We start from the raw sequence: 14,655 nt of genomic DNA, 5'->3' as shown, positions 1-14,655 counted from the left end.
ATAGATATATATTTTTCATTAGAAAATCCTTTCATTTCAATTAGCAAAATAAAAAATACAAGCAGTTAATTACTTCACCTTAGAATAAATACAGTAGGTTTTAATTAATTCGAAAATTAATATATCAACATTTCAAAAACGAGTATAGCCTGTTTTATAAATATACTTATAATGATTCGATGTACGTGATGCATTAAACTCTATCGAAGCCGCTTTATCAATCCCAAGATTTACAGAGCCACCTCCAGTAGTTGATCCATTGTCGAAAAAGTCACCATTAACAATCCAATAAATTCGATTTGCGTCCTCTAACTTCGTATATACATCCCCACCGAATTGTTTAGATCTTCCAGTTCCAAGATGCGCTCTATTCATAGACACGTTTAGTATTTTTTTTATTGCTCTAAAACTAGTGCCACCCTCATTTGTTTGGCAATAAAAATTGAGTGATGGTTTGTATGTACTAGTGACAGTAAATCTCGTGTTAATTGTTCGATAAGTAGCTGACGTCGCAGCAACTGCTTGCGATGTTGCCATAGTCCCTACTAAACCTTTTGTAATAGCATTTGATGAATTTTTAACCATTGGATTTTGTGTATTCGAGATAATTGCTCTTGCAGCTTGAGTTTCGGAAATCCCTTGCTCATCAGATATCTGTTCCACTACTTGATTGAATGTTAACACATCACTTACCACTGTATCTTGATCTGAACTGTTTATGTCAATTAATCCTTCATTCTGTGAATTCGTAACATCGTTTATTGTCGATGTATTGTTTTCTGCAAACACAGGAACTGATACTGATGAAATAAGGCCCCCTATTAACAAACTAGTAATTAATGGTTTTTTTAAAATCATAATGAAAACTCCCTTTGCGTGTAATTTATGTCCAAAAAAAGTATATTTTTTATACAATCACATTATTAGCACTTTTCTTAGTGATGTCAATTCATTCTTCAGTTGAATTTTTAATGATAAAAATCACTATTCAATCACTTTTATGTAAGTTTATATATAGAAAATCAAATGCAAAAAATAATGTTTTTATACTTTCTACTGATCATTTAACTGATATGAAATATAAGGCGTTGCAGTCCTTATTATTCAAATAAAATGTTGAATATTTCTTTAAAAAGATCTTAGCATATAAATTATCGAGCGTTTTAAAATTGGTATTTTTTAGAATTTATTTTTTTGTCTTTTGTGTGAACTAGTTTACTAAAATTTTTATAGTATATTAGTGTAGAAGTTAATATTCAATCACTATGAAATAATTTATAAGTCCAACAGAACAAAAAAACCACTCTAATGAGTGGTTTTGAAAAATCTAGATTTAGTAATATCTTATTCACTATTTTGTACCTTAAAAATTTAATTGGCCATTATGAATCGATTAAGCCTGCGGACGTTTCCGACGCAAACCATAATATTGATAGAACTGAACTTCGATGTTCCCGTTGTACAGCTTCCGGCGTTTCGTTGCTGGACGTCCGTAGGCTTTTTCGAACTCGACATACGACGTGATCATGTAGACACTATAGTATGGGAATTCTTTATATGCCGTTCCGATCTTGCGGTACAGTTGATGGACTTCACGCGCGTCTTCGAGACGTTCTCCGTATGGCGGGTTTCCGATGATGACACCAAAGTCTTCCTTCGGTTTGAAGTCTGCCGCGTCACGTTGCATGACGTTGATCGCATCGCGGACGTCTGCGAGTTCTGCGTTTGTTTTCGCAAGCTTGACCATCTCTGGATCGACATCGCTTGCGTAAATTTTCAGTGGTTTGTCCCACTCCGCTTTGTCGTTCGCTTCGTTGATCGCATCGAACCACGCCTTCTTCGGAATGCATTTCCATTCCTGCGAGACGAACTCCCGGTTGATGCCTGGTGCGATATTACGCCCGATCATCGCCGCTTCGATTGCCAGGGTGCCTGAACCGGTAAAGACGTCGTAGAGCGGCATGTCCGGCTTCCAGTTCGTCAGCATCAGCATCGCTGCTGCCATCGTCTCTTTCAGTGGAGCTGCTGAGTGGAATTCACGGTAGCCACGTTTGTGTAATGCGTCGCCTGACGTATCGATCGTTAATGTTGCGATATCCTTTAACAAAGCGACTTCGATCGGATAGCTCGCACCTGTCTTCGGTAACCATTCCGTTCCTTTGTTGTACTGCTCTTGCATGTGCGAGACGATCGCTTTCTCAGTGATCTTTTGACAGTCACGGATCGAGAACAGCTTCGATTTGACCGAACGACCGTTGACGATGAAGTTCGCATCCCACGGCATCAATTCGTGCCACGGTAGTGCCTTGACTTGATCGAACAATTTTTCGAATGTTGTTGCGCGGAACTCAGCAACGACAAGTTTGATCCGGTCCGCTGTCCGGAGCCACATGTTCAAACGGGGAATGTCCTCCATCTCACAATCGATGTAGACCTTTCCGTCTTCGACCGTACACTCGTATCCTAACGCACGGACTTCTTTTGCGACGAGCGCTTCGATTCCCATCGCCGCTGTCGCGATGACTAAGCGTTTTGCCATATCGCGTTCACTCCTTTATCGTTTCTTCCACAGTATCGTTTCATTGCAATAAAAAAAGAGCCCAGGGTGGACCTGGACTCTCGTTCAACTTAAAAATAACAGCCTATGTGGTCCTGTAAGCCATGTTCTGTTCCTTAGTGTTCCAAACGGTTTGACCCTCACACGCAGGCGACAATCATCTATCTCCGTATTTGCATACGCTCTCCATTGCGTTCAGTTCCGCTCCGGAAATTCCCCTACCAAATTTGGGTTTCTCGCTCGTGGGGTTTACCTCGTTCCACCTTCATGGTTTCCCATGAAGCTCCGTCACTGTGGCACCTTCAAGAAGTTTCGGCCATATCCGAAGACTTAGGCGTTCCTTCTGCCGTCAGCTTGACGCTGCCTACACTTATCTTTTAGTGTAGCACGATCACTACAGCCATCGCAGGCTGTGCGAGCATGGACTTTCCTCAAAGCATCGAAATGCCCCGCGATTGTCCGAACCAACATAGTCACTGCTTATGAGTGTAGCGTAGATGCCGCTTTCCTGCAAGAGGTAATTCTCGTTTTATAAACGAAAAAGTTGCGTCCCTGCCTCATTTCACGGTATAGTACAAGAGTTCAGAAGGAGGCATGCAGCATGAAAAAACGACGCTCTGGTACGAACCGGCGAACGGTTCGCAAGTTGACATTCCTGATCGAGATCGACGAGATCAAGGCACTTCATCTGCGAAACGGCATCTTCGCCTTCTATCGTCAAGGAGAGCTCATCCACGCGTTCGAGCCGTTCAACGTCAAGGCGCCCGATGCACTCTCAAAACGTAGCTATCATTTCGATCAACACGATATCTTGCTTATGAACGAACGGTTCCCTGAGCAAATCCCGTTGTATGATGAAGCGATGACGTTACGCTCTTGGGCCGACCAGGTCGCTTATGGTTTATACCAATTGATCGATTCCAGTCGCCTGTCGTTCGTCCATGAGGATGACACAGGATACAAGATGGAAGCGATGATCACATGGACTGGAGAGGCATTGACGCCTCCGACGCCCGTCTATAAAAAAGGAAAAGACCCGAAGTAACCTTCAGGTCTCGTACGGCGCTTCCCACTCAGTGGGAGGCGCTTTTTTATTTGACTGTCAGTAAGCGTTCGACGGTCCGCGTATGCCGTCCACCTGTCGTTGTAAAGACAAGCTTATATGACCCCTTGTCTTTCAACTTATACGTAAACTTATGCGTACCGTTCGTTAAATTCGATTGCGTGAATGTCTTAACGACCTTCCCGTCCTTATAGAGACGTGTCGTCGTCTTCGCACTCGCATACTCATCAAAATAGAATGTAAACGCCTGATTCGGCTTAACCGTTGCCGGTAACGAGATCTTCGAGATCGGTGCCGGCAGTGTCGCTAAGATTCCGGCATTCAAGCGACCTGCTCCGTAATGCAACTTCGTATCACCTGATTTTTTCGTCGCTGCAGCATATAACTTACTGCGCATCGTCGTGTTCGAGACGAATGGGTTCTTCGATTTCGCGAGCGCCAACACACCACTGACGACCGGTGTCGCCATCGATGTTCCGTCCAAGTAGCCGTACTTGTTGCCGACGATTGTCGAGTAGACCCCTTCCCCCGGTGCCATGATGTTGACTCCTTTACCGTAGTTCGAGAACGTCGAGGCACGCCCCAGCGTTCCGACGGACCCGACACCGACGACTTGACTCATCGATCCTGGGAAGAGTACTTTATTGCGCCCGTCGTTTCCGGCTGCTCCGACGACGAGTATGTTCTTCGCTTCCGCCTTTTTGACCGCTGCTTCCATATACGGATCAAACTCATATTGTCCGAGTGAGAGATTGATGACATCTGCTCCCTGCTCGATTGCATACAAAATACCGTCGCCGATGTCGATCGATGCGGCAAAGTCTCCATCGAAGACATCGGCCCCGATCAGTTTGACACCAGATGCGACACCGACGATCCCTTGACCGTCTTCACGCGCCGCGACGATACCGGCGACGTGTGTCCCGTGATCGTCAGGTTTCCGGATTCCAGAAATCGTCGTCGTCTTATAGATGACGTCCTTGAACTCGCGGTGTTTCGTATCGATTGCATCATCGATGATTGCAACGCGAACGTCCGATTTCCCGCGGCTGTACTTCCAGTAAGCCGGAATCCGTGACTGATCGAGGTACGTTTGCTGGAACTGGGCAGAATCCGTTGCTTTTTTGACGTCCGTGATTGGAATCAAATCGGCATCGATATCCTTTTCTTCGAGATGCTCAAGCGGCTCAACGAGCGAGAATCCTTTTTGTTTCAAGGCACGAATCTCGGTCAGCCCCTGATTCGCCAACCACTCTTGTTTTTGTTGTTCTGTAAACGTCGGATCATATTGTACGTATTGAGACTGCGCGAAAGCAGACGTTGGCATGGCGACGATTGTCGCTAGCGTGAGTAGTGCAAGTTGCTTTTTCATGGGAACCCTGCCCTTCTCTGATTACGCGCCGACCGAAGAATCGTCTGGACTAAAGCGGAACCGTGCCGTCCGGTTCTTCGCTGACTTCAAAAGGAATGATCTTTCCGATCGTCACGTAAGCATAATAGCGTGCAAGGACCGCACGCCAACGCGTTGCATCGATCCCCGTCAGATCTTCACCTAACGGGGAACCGTCGAATGTCTCGAACTGTTGGCAAAAGAAGGCTTCTTCCTCCTCGTGCCACGTCACTTCTTCGCCGATGAACCCGGTCGAAAAGCGGACAAAATCCGCAATCGATGGTCCAATTACTTCTGCCGGCAAGCGTTCGCTCATCCGTCCGACCAGTTCATACCGGTCGCGTTGTGCTTGTTCCGCTTCTTCAATCGAATGACACAGCAGCACTTCACGATTTATTTCTACTAACACGACATAGTCACCACTCGGTAAATTGACGTGAATCATCCCTACACCCCTCGGACTGAATTCGTGCGGCTTCTAGGTGTCATTTTTTCTTCGATAATTTATAATGTCCATTTTCGATCAAATGTTAATTCAATCGGCTCGTTATCTTTCGACTTTAACATAACGACCCGCGTCGTTTCAATTTGATCGACGAGATCCGCTTGACGAAGAGACTGAATTTCCTTTGAAGAACCGGCTTCAATCCGGTCTCTGTAAGGGGCAAGCAACTCTTGTTGATTGCTTGCGAGTGCGTACCAGGCAAGACGGGCGAACGGTTCGTCCTTCGCTGTTTCAAGCGCGTAACTCTCGAAGATATCTGGAAGATAACTGCTAAATTGATCAAGCGCGTCGATTCGTTCAGCGACATCTAAAATCGTCAACCAGCTCGGGAGTGAAAGCAACGATTCGCTCGACCACCAGTCGAGTAAATCGACATGCTCTTTAAGTAATTGCTGTGCTTCTGGCCGGTCGATCATATGTTGTAGCGTCTGGATGAGTTCGTTCCAGGCAAGTGACCAGTACTCCTCTGATGGATTAGCTGAAAGGAAAAATTGACGATAGACCGTCAACAATTCCGAAACGTCCGTTAATGGTTCAACTTCTAACCGTTGATTGAATCGGCTAACTGCTTTTGTAAAATAATTTGGTTCAAGCGTCAGTGCCATATAGAGTAATTTTGGTGCATTTTTAATTTCGCCTTGATCGACCGTCTCAAATAATTCTTGAATCCATTCTGGTTGTGGTTGTGTCATAATCTTTTTCCTCCGTCTAGTAAATTTATTTACTATACCCGAAAAAAGATTGGTTAAATCCTTTCTTCTCTAAATCGCTCCGATTCGTTGGGCGGTTTCCTCCGAACACAAGACGATCAACGTCCCGTTTTTCGGAATCGCTTCATCGAGTCGACGGTTCAAATCGAGTCGTTTTCCATCAGATAAGATCGTGACGCCTTCTTCTAGCAAGGCATGATAGGCGTCACGGTACGTCCCCCACTCCGGTCTACTCGGAATCGAGAACATGCCCTCACCGTCCTTCGTCAACAAATCCGTCACGACCTTCGTCACCCCAGGATGATGGGACGCGAGGATCGCCATCCGGGCAATCGTCTCATCACCAAGTAACACCTCATCAACCTTAACCTGTTCGAAGCTGTCGAGGTGCTCTTCAAGCATCATTTCGACGATTGTATAAATGTTCGGATTCGCCCGTTCGATGCTTGAAGCAATCAACAATGTCCGTCCGTCAGCATGGACCGGTGGAATCGAATGATCGGCGAGGACGATCGCGCGAACTGCCTTTTCGATGTGTGCCCGTTCGAGCGTCGATGTCAGTGCCGGATCACCACAGACGTAATGAAATCGTGGGTGACTGAATGGCTCGCGCTCTAAATCATCGACGAGGACGACATCCGTATGTTCGAGTAATGAATCGATGACGTGCTTCGAACGCCGACTGTAACCGAAAACGACGGTATGTCCTGTTTCTTTCACTTGTAATAACCCTCTTTCCTTTTGATTACGAATCAACTGTACACCGTCGACCAGTTTTGAGATCAGTCCCCCGACGATCCCGATTCCAAAGATGAAGACGAAAATCGTCAGAATCCGACCGGTATCAGAATTCGGGAAGAAGTCGCCGTACCCGACCGTGACGACGGTCGTCATCGTCCAGTAGACGGCCCGGAAGTAGGATCCGAACGTTTCTGGCTCAAGAGCATACATGATGCCCGCGACACCAAAGACGAAGATCAGTGACGCATATCCGAGCGTCCGCATGCGTAAAAACGACACTTTTCGTAAAAAACGTAACCAGACCATCTTTTTTCATTCCTTTCGAACAATCCGGTCTCTTCCCCTGTCAATAAGGGCGAAGGAGGTGATACACATGACACAAGCAGAAGAGATCAAGACGAGTCTCGTCATCGTCTTCGAGCGGAAGGACAAGGTGACAGCAAACGGTGATGCCATCGTTGCTCGCCGCCGCTATAACGGCTTACGTTCGAATCTTCCAGCAGACGTCGTCGCTTCGATCGGTCAAGCGGTCGGCAGCTTACTCGACGGACGCTACGCGCTGACGGAAATCAGCCGTGACTACGCTCTACTCAAGGCATAACTTATCCCTACATTTCATGAAAGGAGTGACCATTGATGGAACATACGATCGTCCTGACATTTGATACGGTGACAAAAAAACCGTATCGCTTGCGGATCGCTGGTGCGAAGGAAAATGCGACTGTGGCTGAGATCAAAGCAATCGGTGACTTGTTCGTCGCCCATGACCCGTTCATGAACGGTGTCACACGTCTCGCGTCCGCTGAATTGCAAAATAGTTCGGAATCGCCATTCGTCTTGTAAGCTTTTTCAGTCCATCGTCACGGGATTACGTGACGATGGCTTTTTTTTGGTATACTAGAAACATCAACCAGCTGAAAGGAAGTCAATTTATGGCCAAACGCCCACTCACTCCTCGCGAATGCGAACTCGTCGTCTGTAGTCTCTACGTAATGGAACTCATCCCGTTCGAAGGCATCATGGAACGTCTCGAATCCATTACGCTCCGAGACATCATCGGCCCCGTCGCACGTGGCGAATCGACGCGGGAGCAAGCTGCTGACGCGCTTGACCAGTACATCAAGGTCCGACGTCGCCGGTTCCGCAACGTCCCACCGGAACATCTGTGGTCGCTTGACGACCGGATTGAACAAGAAGCATTGCGGATGATCCGCAAGCGTTCGCCGCTCTCGGCAGGAGAAAAGCTCCAGCCGAAAGCCATTCCTCATGAAATGGGTGATACGGTCGAGTTGAAAGTGACCGAAATTCAGGATCGCAACAACAAAGTGACCTTGATCGGGAAAGTCGGAAACGTCACGGCGAAGCTCCCGGTCGCAAACCGTCAAGCTTATAAAGGCAATAAGACGATCTCTGCCTGGATCACGGGTGTCGAGAAAAAACCTGCCTTACTTCATCTGTCGACATCCGACTACGGTAAGCATCAGCCGTCAGACGACGTCAAAGCAGCGTACGCAACTGCCGTTGCCGCGTTACGTCGTTATTTCGAGACGAACGAACTCCCGACGACCGAAGAAGTCGATCTCGCGAAATCACTGTTCCAACGGATGATCCGTCGCGATCAGAATGATTGGTTCACGGTGTACGTCGCGATGGGTCGCCCACAACTTGATCACGTCCGGCGCTGGGTCAAGGTCATTCAGATGCTCGCTCGCTCACTGCGCGGAGACGAGGAAGCGACACAACAACTCGCTTCGCAGGAAGATCGTTTTTTCAAGGATGCCTTATTGCGTGCCTGTAAAGCAACAGAGAAAAACTTCACGTCTTGATGCTTTCGCCTCACGACGTATCGATTCCTAGTCAAAACGAAAAAAAGAACGCTTCGCACCGGATAACTTTTTCCGATGCGAAGCGTTTTTTTAGGCAGACTGACGCGAGACAAGCTTGTAACAACCCCAACCGAACAAGAAAATCGTCGCGATGCTACTGGCGATGACGACTACTGGTAAAATAATCGGTTGCCCAAACACCGGTATAGCAAGGTAATCCCTAAACAATACGAACACCATCAATGACTGCCCTTGTGTCAGTAGGAGAAGTGAGCGAATCGTTTCGCTCGCCATGATGCCTCCAAAGAATTTTTCAAGTATGAACGGACCAATCAACCAAATCGATGCGAGTATCAGAACAGCAAGGACATGCCGGACGAGTAACGAGAAAAACGTGAACGTCATGACTAACGAGATGCCGACCAGCCACTGCATCAAAATAGCGACCAGATACAGTTGCCCGAATGTCAACGGATATGGAGAATCATGATAGTTAAACTGAATCGGTAACTCCCAGCCGCTCGACTGACGGAAAAATAAGAGCCACTGGACGATATTGTAAACGAGGATGATGCCAGTGACGAGCAGGATCGAGAGTGTTAATTTTGCCGTCAGGACGTCTTTGCGACCATGCTTTGAGCTATAGAGCAGTTGCAACATCCCGGTCTGCGCTTCGCGAGAAAAACTCGTCGCGGTTACTAACGTCAAGACGATTGCAAGCAACGCAAATCCTCCGACACCGAGAAATACGATGAATTGATCAAGCGTCCGGTAGTTGCCAACGTGTTGATAATCGATTTTCGCAAGCAACGACGCCTCTTGTTCGAGTTTTCGTTTTTTGATGTCAGATGTCGCAGAGCGCGCTTGTTGACGCAATTTGTCGACACGTTGCGATTGTGACTGATGCCGCCCATCCGCCTTCAAAATCTGCGAATAAATGTCGTATTCACGCTGTTCTGCTTTCGTGATCCCATTCTTCATTACACGCTTTTTCCCCTCTGTTGCCTGCTTTACGAAATCCCTTGTCAGTTTCCCTTCAAACGGCGCATTCGTCCGTTCCGTTCCAGACAAGCCCATCCGACTAAACGAAAAAATCAGACCGATGCTGAACACGAGGCACAGGAGAACCCACACCATTTTTTGTTGTTTTACCTTTTGCCATTCCACCTTCAATAACTCGCGACTCATGTCAGCTCCCTCCTTTTAACGTAACGCATCATGAATACGTAAAGGGTGACAATCAGTAGCATCCAAACGAGCATCACAAAAATCGGTAAGACGAACGGTATGTCTGTCTGGAACAGTTCACGCGTCAGGACGCCACGACTTGGGAGAAAGAAGATCAGCATTTGTACGAACTCTGGGAAAAAGACATCCGGAATGACGTAACCATACGTCAATGGTAAGCCGATCAAAATCATTACGTAAATGAAGGCGTGACTGTACTGTTTCGCGAATAACGAGGCACATAAAATAGCTGTCGCTAGCGTCACAAAGGCAAGTTCCTGATAAATGAACGTACACAGTACATATCCACCAATCGATAATGGATACGGTGCTGCAGCAAGTCCGTCCATCGCTTGCATCGGTGCCGACCAATCGATTGGTCCGAGTTGATAACGGACGACTAAGATCGTCGCAAGATACGTCAACACATGGATGATCGTCACGTACATAACGGCAGCCATCCATTTCGCACGTAATAAGACGTGTCGTCCATTCCGCGACGTCAACTGGTACTGTTCGACTCCGGTCATGCGTTCACGTGTATAACTGATCGTCACGAGTAGGAGTGCGATCAACGGGAACAGGAGTCCGGATTGATTGACGAACGTCGCTACGATTTCCGCCGGATCGTGATAGCGAATCGATGCGACGTTGATACGATTGACGAGCTTTTGCTCGAACGTATCGCTTTTTAAAACGTCGAGGCGTTGCTGCCGCTGAATTTGAGCTTCTTCCATATGTAAGATTTGAGCATAGATTTCATTCTTGTAAAATATGTCGTCTTCTCCCATTCGTGTATCTGGATCATTGATGATGTTGCCATCTGCCTCAATCATCCTAAAGACGTCTTTTGTCGCTGGTCCTTCGAATGGAGAATAGCGGGACTTGACGACATGATCAATAGGTTCCACTAATGTTGGAAAGAAAAAGATTCCCATCAAGGTCAACAGCAACCAGACGATTAGCGATTTGTATAATTTATATGATTCGAATCGTAACATCGACATCACGCGCCACGCATCCGTTCATCTAAGTGATAAAGGTATAAATCTTCTAGTTGCGGCTCTTCCTGAACCGCATCTGGATGCGGTTGATCGGACGAGATGATCCGGACGCGATTTTTACCAGAGCGCGTTTGGTGAATCGCACCCATTTGGTACGTCTCTTGCAAGATGAGCAATGTCTCGTCCGATACATCGACGGACCAGATCGAAGTCGCGATCTCATCGAGCAAGGTATAGGGATTGGCTTGGCGGATAATCTTCCCTTGCTGCATTAGGATGATTTCCTTTGCGATTGATCCGACATCCGAGACGATATGTGTCGACAGTAAGACGATTCGTTTTCGCGCAATCGTCGCGATGACGTTCCGAAAATGAATCCGTTCTTTTGGATCAAGCCCTGCCGTCGGTTCATCGATGATCAAAAAGTCCGGGTCGTTCAACAGTAGTTGCGCGATCCCGATCCGTCGTTTCATTCCACCTGAGAAGCGACGTAGTTTCTGATTTTTTTGTTCTAGCAAATTCACATCGATCAAGGCTTGCTCGACGCGAGAGGTGATGACGGATTTAGGAACGCCCTTGACCGTTGCCAAGTACGTTAAAAACTGTGTTGCCGTGAAATCACCGTAAAGCGGTGTCTCTTGCGGCAAATACCCGATTCGTTCGCGATACGTCTCTTCTAGCGGTAAGACGACGTGACCATCGACTCGAATCACCCCTTGCGATGGACGTAACAGTCCAGCAAGAATCTTCATCAACGTCGTCTTCCCTGCTCCATTTTCGCCGAACAAGGCATACACTCCGGCTTCCAGTGTCAACGTGATATCCTGCAACGCTTGTTTTCGATTCGGATAGATTTTCGATAACTGTTCGATTTCTAGTTTCATATCATTCTGTCCTTTCAAAAAGACGTCATCCGGTTTCGGTATGACGCCTCCATTTCATTGCACTACAAAATTAGAAATACTCGTTTTCTTCTGGTGGTTCGCGTCCTCGATTTTTCCTTGATAGAGAAGTCGATCCTGTTTCAAATCGACGATGGATACTTGAAACCCACCTTTGGTCTCTGACGTCAGATAAAGTTTCATGTCATTCGTCATGTTCATCCACTCGACATTTCTCAATACAAGTGAACTCGTCACGCTGTGCTCGGATCGTTGTTTTGTCTTCATATCGAATGTCGACCACTCGAGTCGTTTCGTGTCTCCTTCTGGAAAACGGAACCCGACGAGATATCGTCCATTTTCATGCGTCGTATAACTAACGTTCCGCTGATTCAACGCTTTGATCGGTCGAACGCTTTTTCCGTCATCAAGAAAATGGAATGCTTCGGGTTCTTCACTTCCATCACTTTCGAATGCTCTCTCGGAATAAACGACTTCATTTTGATGGATAGCTACAAACTGACGTACTCGATCCACTGGAGCTGATTTTTGAAGAACGATGTCCTGCACCGTACCATTCGCTAAATCCAACACGACGAGCTTCGTATCTTTCGGTTGATCGATATGATCCAACTGGACATAGACTTTCATCGCTTGCTTATCGACGACATTCGCTTGCAACTCGATCCCCGTCTCGAGCTTCGAAGGATAGTCGAACGTCTTCTCGAACAGTTCTTTGGTTTGATAGTTGAACATCTTGAACTTCAAATGATTGTTTTTGATCTGAATTGCATAATTCAGCGTTTGATTTCCACTCGTATTCGTCTCTTGTTGCGTAATGAATTCGTAGTAACGGTCCGGTATTTCTGGAAGGTTGTTCGTTCCAAAGAACTGATTGAAGTAGCTATTCGACTGCCCATCTACTGAACCCTTATTCGTAATTTCATAAATCTGAGAACGTTTACCCTCTGTATGCAAGTCAACTGTAAACGACTCTTTGTTTGTTGTTTGCCCGCTAACCGTCTGGATGGAAAAGGCTGCGTCTTTGATCGTCCACGTATAACCGATATAGCTGCCAACCGTTACGAGACTGATCAGTCCGATTACTAGGAGTTGTCGATATCGTTTCATGAAGTTCTCTCCTTATACTGACAGTCGCGTCTGGACTAATCGTAGATTTTTGTAGGATATGTAAAGCGTCAGGAGCACGACGTATCCAAAGTATAGTTGAACATGGAGTTGCCCGAAATCGTATGGAAATACTGCTGATAGTAATCCGATGACGAACCAACCGCCAATCAATATGACAGCATACAGTCCAATCTGTAACATCGCTTTTCCTCTTCCGAGCGATCGCTCCAGTAGTACCGTTAAAAAGACGAATGAGATGACGATGAAAGCAAGTAGTAAAATGAACAAAACATCACTTGGATACATCGTATAGAAGGCACTCAGGAATCTCGTATACTCGTCGATACTTGCTGGAACTTGTTGCGGTTCAGGTAACAGCCATAAGTAAAGATTGCGACTAAGTAACAGCAACACCCACTGAATTCCGATCAAACTCGTAACGACAAGTAAGAGCGCCGTCATTTTCGATGCAATAATCGCCCGACGTGACCCCGGTAACAATAGTAGCCGGTAGATGTACTTCGTCTCGCCCACCCAGTCGCGATACCAAATCCAGAACGCGAACAAGACGATCATCCCCATCGCTAATACAATGATTGAATCGTAAAAATCAATCGCTTGTGCGAAAGTCAACGCACCACCGCCTTGTTCGATGGCATCCATTTCTGAAATCTGATCGATACGCATCGTTTTCTCGATCGTGCTTTGATAATCGTAAATCTGATAGAGCAGTGACGCGATTTCTGCGACGATCAACCCTGAAATCAACAACACCAATAATTTCGTACTTCGTTTCAGTTCTTCATTCGTTAATAACAACCAGCGTTTCATCCTTGATATACCTCCCGCATCCGGTCTTGGACCGATTGATGATGATGACCTCGCAGTTCATCCGTCTCTTTGACTTCGACGATCTGACCGTCTCGTAAGAACAACACTCGGTCGATCACTTGCTCGACTTCAGCGATTTCGTGAGTCGTCATCAGGATACTCCGTCCTTCCATGAACTCACTTGAGAAAATCCAGGCAATCTGTTCCTTCATGAACAAATCGATTCCCGCGAGCGGTTCGTCGAGTAATATGTATGGACGATCGAGGGCGAATCCTAAGACGAGATTGAACTTCGCTTTGTTCCCTTTTGATAAGTTCGCCATTTTATCCGTCGTAAACAGCTGGAACGTCTGCAGTAACCGTTCCGCTGTCTCTTGATTCCAGTCCGGATAATGATCTGCCATATATGCGAGCGCTTGTCCGATCGTCATGTAGCTCGGCATCGTCTGAAGATCAGGCACGAACGCAATTTTGTCGCGCGATGTTTTACCGTCGACCGTCACCGTACCGGCATCCACCGGAATCAGACCGAGAATTGCTTTTAGGATCGTCGACTTCCCTTCCCCGTTCAAGCCGATCAAACATGTCACTTCGTTTAGACCGACGGAGAACGTCACGTCACGTAAGACCTGTTTTTTTCGTCCATATCGCTTCTGTAACCCTTTTACCTCAAGCATCGGATTCACCCTCCTTGATTATCACCATTGTATTAAGACAATAGTACATCTGTTAACTGTATGGTACATGCCATACAGTCTAGCGTCAACTTGTTTTTTTCCTCATGTTATC

16 protein-coding genes and 1 other RNA gene are annotated in these 14,655 nt (G+C 46.6%); 4 read left to right on the top strand and 13 right to left on the bottom strand.

The window, feature by feature from the left end; genetic code table 11:
• Window positions 1-132 precede the first annotated feature (132 nt).
• The 3 genes from VJ374_RS06460 to rnpB all read right to left on the bottom strand — a co-directional run bounded on the left by VJ374_RS06460 (window position 133) and on the right by rnpB (window position 3,024).
• Window positions 133-915 (bottom strand): hypothetical protein, encoded by a 783-nt coding sequence (locus VJ374_RS06460; RefSeq protein ID WP_329470640.1) that lies wholly within the window; start codon window positions 913-915, stop codon window positions 133-135.
• 478 nt (window positions 916-1,393) lie between these two features.
• A complete protein-coding gene (locus VJ374_RS06455) occupies window positions 1,394-2,539 on the bottom strand; it encodes a THUMP domain-containing class I SAM-dependent RNA methyltransferase (protein WP_214729810.1) in 1,146 nt (381 codons plus the stop codon).
• Between the two features lie 111 nt (window positions 2,540-2,650).
• An RNA gene (gene rnpB, locus VJ374_RS06450) (RNase P RNA component class B) lies at window positions 2,651-3,024 on the bottom strand.
• Window positions 3,025-3,158: 134 nt separating this feature from the next.
• Here rnpB and VJ374_RS06445 point away from each other — a divergent pair.
• Window positions 3,159-3,602: a hypothetical protein gene (locus VJ374_RS06445; protein WP_029341396.1), complete on the top strand. Its 444-nt coding sequence runs from the start codon at window positions 3,159-3,161 to the stop codon at window positions 3,600-3,602.
• Window positions 3,603-3,648: 46 nt separating this feature from the next.
• Here VJ374_RS06445 and VJ374_RS06440 read toward each other — a convergent pair whose 3' ends face one another.
• The 4 genes from VJ374_RS06440 to VJ374_RS06425 all read right to left on the bottom strand — a co-directional run bounded on the left by VJ374_RS06440 (window position 3,649) and on the right by VJ374_RS06425 (window position 7,272).
• On the bottom strand, window positions 3,649-4,992 hold the full coding sequence (locus VJ374_RS06440) for a S8 family peptidase (RefSeq protein ID WP_056060769.1): 1,344 nt from the start codon (window positions 4,990-4,992) through the stop codon (window positions 3,649-3,651).
• Between the two features lie 49 nt (window positions 4,993-5,041).
• Window positions 5,042-5,455, bottom strand: a complete 414-nt coding sequence (locus VJ374_RS06435) for a hypothetical protein (RefSeq protein WP_023467922.1) — start codon at window positions 5,453-5,455, stop codon at window positions 5,042-5,044.
• Window positions 5,456-5,514: 59 nt separating this feature from the next.
• Complete coding sequence (locus tag VJ374_RS06430) at window positions 5,515-6,207, bottom strand: hypothetical protein (protein WP_313122931.1); 693 nt, start codon at window positions 6,205-6,207, stop codon at window positions 5,515-5,517.
• 69 nt (window positions 6,208-6,276) lie between these two features.
• Window positions 6,277-7,272: a potassium channel family protein gene (locus VJ374_RS06425; RefSeq protein ID WP_231496867.1), complete on the bottom strand. Its 996-nt coding sequence runs from the start codon at window positions 7,270-7,272 to the stop codon at window positions 6,277-6,279.
• 67 nt (window positions 7,273-7,339) lie between these two features.
• Between VJ374_RS06425 and VJ374_RS06420 the strand changes: the two genes are divergently transcribed.
• From VJ374_RS06420 to VJ374_RS06410, 3 genes are all read left to right on the top strand, one after another.
• The gene (locus VJ374_RS06420) at window positions 7,340-7,567 is read left to right on the top strand and encodes a DUF1659 domain-containing protein (protein ID WP_329470632.1); all 228 of its coding nucleotides are present in this window, start codon (window positions 7,340-7,342) and stop codon (window positions 7,565-7,567) included.
• 35 nt (window positions 7,568-7,602) lie between these two features.
• A complete protein-coding gene (locus VJ374_RS06415; RefSeq protein WP_035408457.1) occupies window positions 7,603-7,809 on the top strand; it encodes a DUF2922 family protein in 207 nt (68 codons plus the stop codon).
• An 89-nt stretch (window positions 7,810-7,898) separates the two neighbouring features.
• Window positions 7,899-8,792 carry a hypothetical protein gene (locus VJ374_RS06410; protein WP_056060761.1) on the top strand — a complete coding sequence of 298 codons (894 nt, stop codon included), beginning with the start codon at window positions 7,899-7,901 and terminating at the stop codon, window positions 8,790-8,792.
• A 90-nt stretch (window positions 8,793-8,882) separates the two neighbouring features.
• Here VJ374_RS06410 and VJ374_RS06405 read toward each other — a convergent pair whose 3' ends face one another.
• Genes VJ374_RS06405 through VJ374_RS06380 form a run of 6 tightly spaced genes read right to left on the bottom strand, consistent with a single transcriptional unit; the run spans window position 8,883 to window position 14,543 of the window.
• On the bottom strand, window positions 8,883-9,980 hold the full coding sequence (locus VJ374_RS06405; RefSeq protein ID WP_329470630.1) for an ABC transporter permease subunit: 1,098 nt from the start codon (window positions 9,978-9,980) through the stop codon (window positions 8,883-8,885).
• Window positions 9,977-11,020 carry a hypothetical protein gene (locus VJ374_RS06400; RefSeq protein WP_329470628.1) on the bottom strand — a complete coding sequence of 348 codons (1,044 nt, stop codon included), beginning with the start codon at window positions 11,018-11,020 and terminating at the stop codon, window positions 9,977-9,979. The genes VJ374_RS06405 and VJ374_RS06400 overlap by 4 nt, the downstream gene beginning before the upstream one ends.
• Before the next feature lie 5 nt (window positions 11,021-11,025).
• The gene (locus VJ374_RS06395; RefSeq protein WP_329470626.1) at window positions 11,026-11,907 is read right to left on the bottom strand and encodes an ATP-binding cassette domain-containing protein; all 882 of its coding nucleotides are present in this window, start codon (window positions 11,905-11,907) and stop codon (window positions 11,026-11,028) included.
• Between the two features lie 54 nt (window positions 11,908-11,961).
• Complete coding sequence (locus tag VJ374_RS06390; RefSeq protein ID WP_329470624.1) at window positions 11,962-13,035, bottom strand: hypothetical protein; 1,074 nt, start codon at window positions 13,033-13,035, stop codon at window positions 11,962-11,964.
• A gap of 12 nt (window positions 13,036-13,047) precedes the next feature.
• Entirely contained in the window at window positions 13,048-13,866 is an 819-nt protein-coding gene (locus tag VJ374_RS06385) for a hypothetical protein (RefSeq protein ID WP_329470623.1), read from the bottom strand.
• Complete coding sequence (locus VJ374_RS06380; RefSeq protein WP_056060756.1) at window positions 13,863-14,543, bottom strand: ABC transporter ATP-binding protein; 681 nt, start codon at window positions 14,541-14,543, stop codon at window positions 13,863-13,865. The genes VJ374_RS06385 and VJ374_RS06380 overlap by 4 nt, the downstream gene beginning before the upstream one ends.
• Between the last annotated feature and the right edge of the window lie 112 nt (window positions 14,544-14,655).

The sequence above is a fragment of the Exiguobacterium sp. 9-2 genome (genome assembly GCF_036287235.1).
In the GTDB taxonomy this organism is placed as follows: Bacteria; Bacillota; Bacilli; order Exiguobacteriales; family Exiguobacteriaceae; genus Exiguobacterium_A.
The sequence above is the reverse complement of the archived record's forward strand: the minus strand, read 5'-3'. Positions and strand labels throughout refer to the sequence as shown.

What these genes read in the sequence shown, in the direction of transcription:
- VJ374_RS06410 (WP_056060761.1), top strand. Translation starts at nt 7,899, where the DNA reads ATGGCCAAACGCCCACTCACTCCTCGCGAATGCGAACTCGTCGTCTGT.
- VJ374_RS06455 (WP_214729810.1), bottom strand. Translation starts at nt 2,539, where the DNA reads ATGGCAAAACGCTTAGTCATCGCGACAGCGGCGATGGGAATCGAAGCG.
- VJ374_RS06415 (WP_035408457.1), top strand. Translation starts at nt 7,603, where the DNA reads ATGGAACATACGATCGTCCTGACATTTGATACGGTGACAAAAAAACCG.
- VJ374_RS06435 (WP_023467922.1), bottom strand. Translation starts at nt 5,455, where the DNA reads ATGATTCACGTCAATTTACCGAGTGGTGACTATGTCGTGTTAGTAGAA.
- VJ374_RS06390 (WP_329470624.1), bottom strand. Translation starts at nt 13,035, where the DNA reads ATGAAACGATATCGACAACTCCTAGTAATCGGACTGATCAGTCTCGTA.
- VJ374_RS06425 (WP_231496867.1), bottom strand. Translation starts at nt 7,272, where the DNA reads ATGGTCTGGTTACGTTTTTTACGAAAAGTGTCGTTTTTACGCATGCGG.
- VJ374_RS06385 (WP_329470623.1), bottom strand. Translation starts at nt 13,866, where the DNA reads ATGAAACGCTGGTTGTTATTAACGAATGAAGAACTGAAACGAAGTACG.
- VJ374_RS06420 (WP_329470632.1), top strand. Translation starts at nt 7,340, where the DNA reads ATGACACAAGCAGAAGAGATCAAGACGAGTCTCGTCATCGTCTTCGAG.
- VJ374_RS06395 (WP_329470626.1), bottom strand. Translation starts at nt 11,907, where the DNA reads ATGAAACTAGAAATCGAACAGTTATCGAAAATCTATCCGAATCGAAAA.
- VJ374_RS06400 (WP_329470628.1), bottom strand. Translation starts at nt 11,020, where the DNA reads ATGTTACGATTCGAATCATATAAATTATACAAATCGCTAATCGTCTGG.
- VJ374_RS06445 (WP_029341396.1), top strand. Translation starts at nt 3,159, where the DNA reads ATGAAAAAACGACGCTCTGGTACGAACCGGCGAACGGTTCGCAAGTTG.
- VJ374_RS06405 (WP_329470630.1), bottom strand. Translation starts at nt 9,980, where the DNA reads ATGAGTCGCGAGTTATTGAAGGTGGAATGGCAAAAGGTAAAACAACAA.
- VJ374_RS06380 (WP_056060756.1), bottom strand. Translation starts at nt 14,543, where the DNA reads ATGCTTGAGGTAAAAGGGTTACAGAAGCGATATGGACGAAAAAAACAG.
- VJ374_RS06440 (WP_056060769.1), bottom strand. Translation starts at nt 4,992, where the DNA reads ATGAAAAAGCAACTTGCACTACTCACGCTAGCGACAATCGTCGCCATG.
- VJ374_RS06430 (WP_313122931.1), bottom strand. Translation starts at nt 6,207, where the DNA reads ATGACACAACCACAACCAGAATGGATTCAAGAATTATTTGAGACGGTC.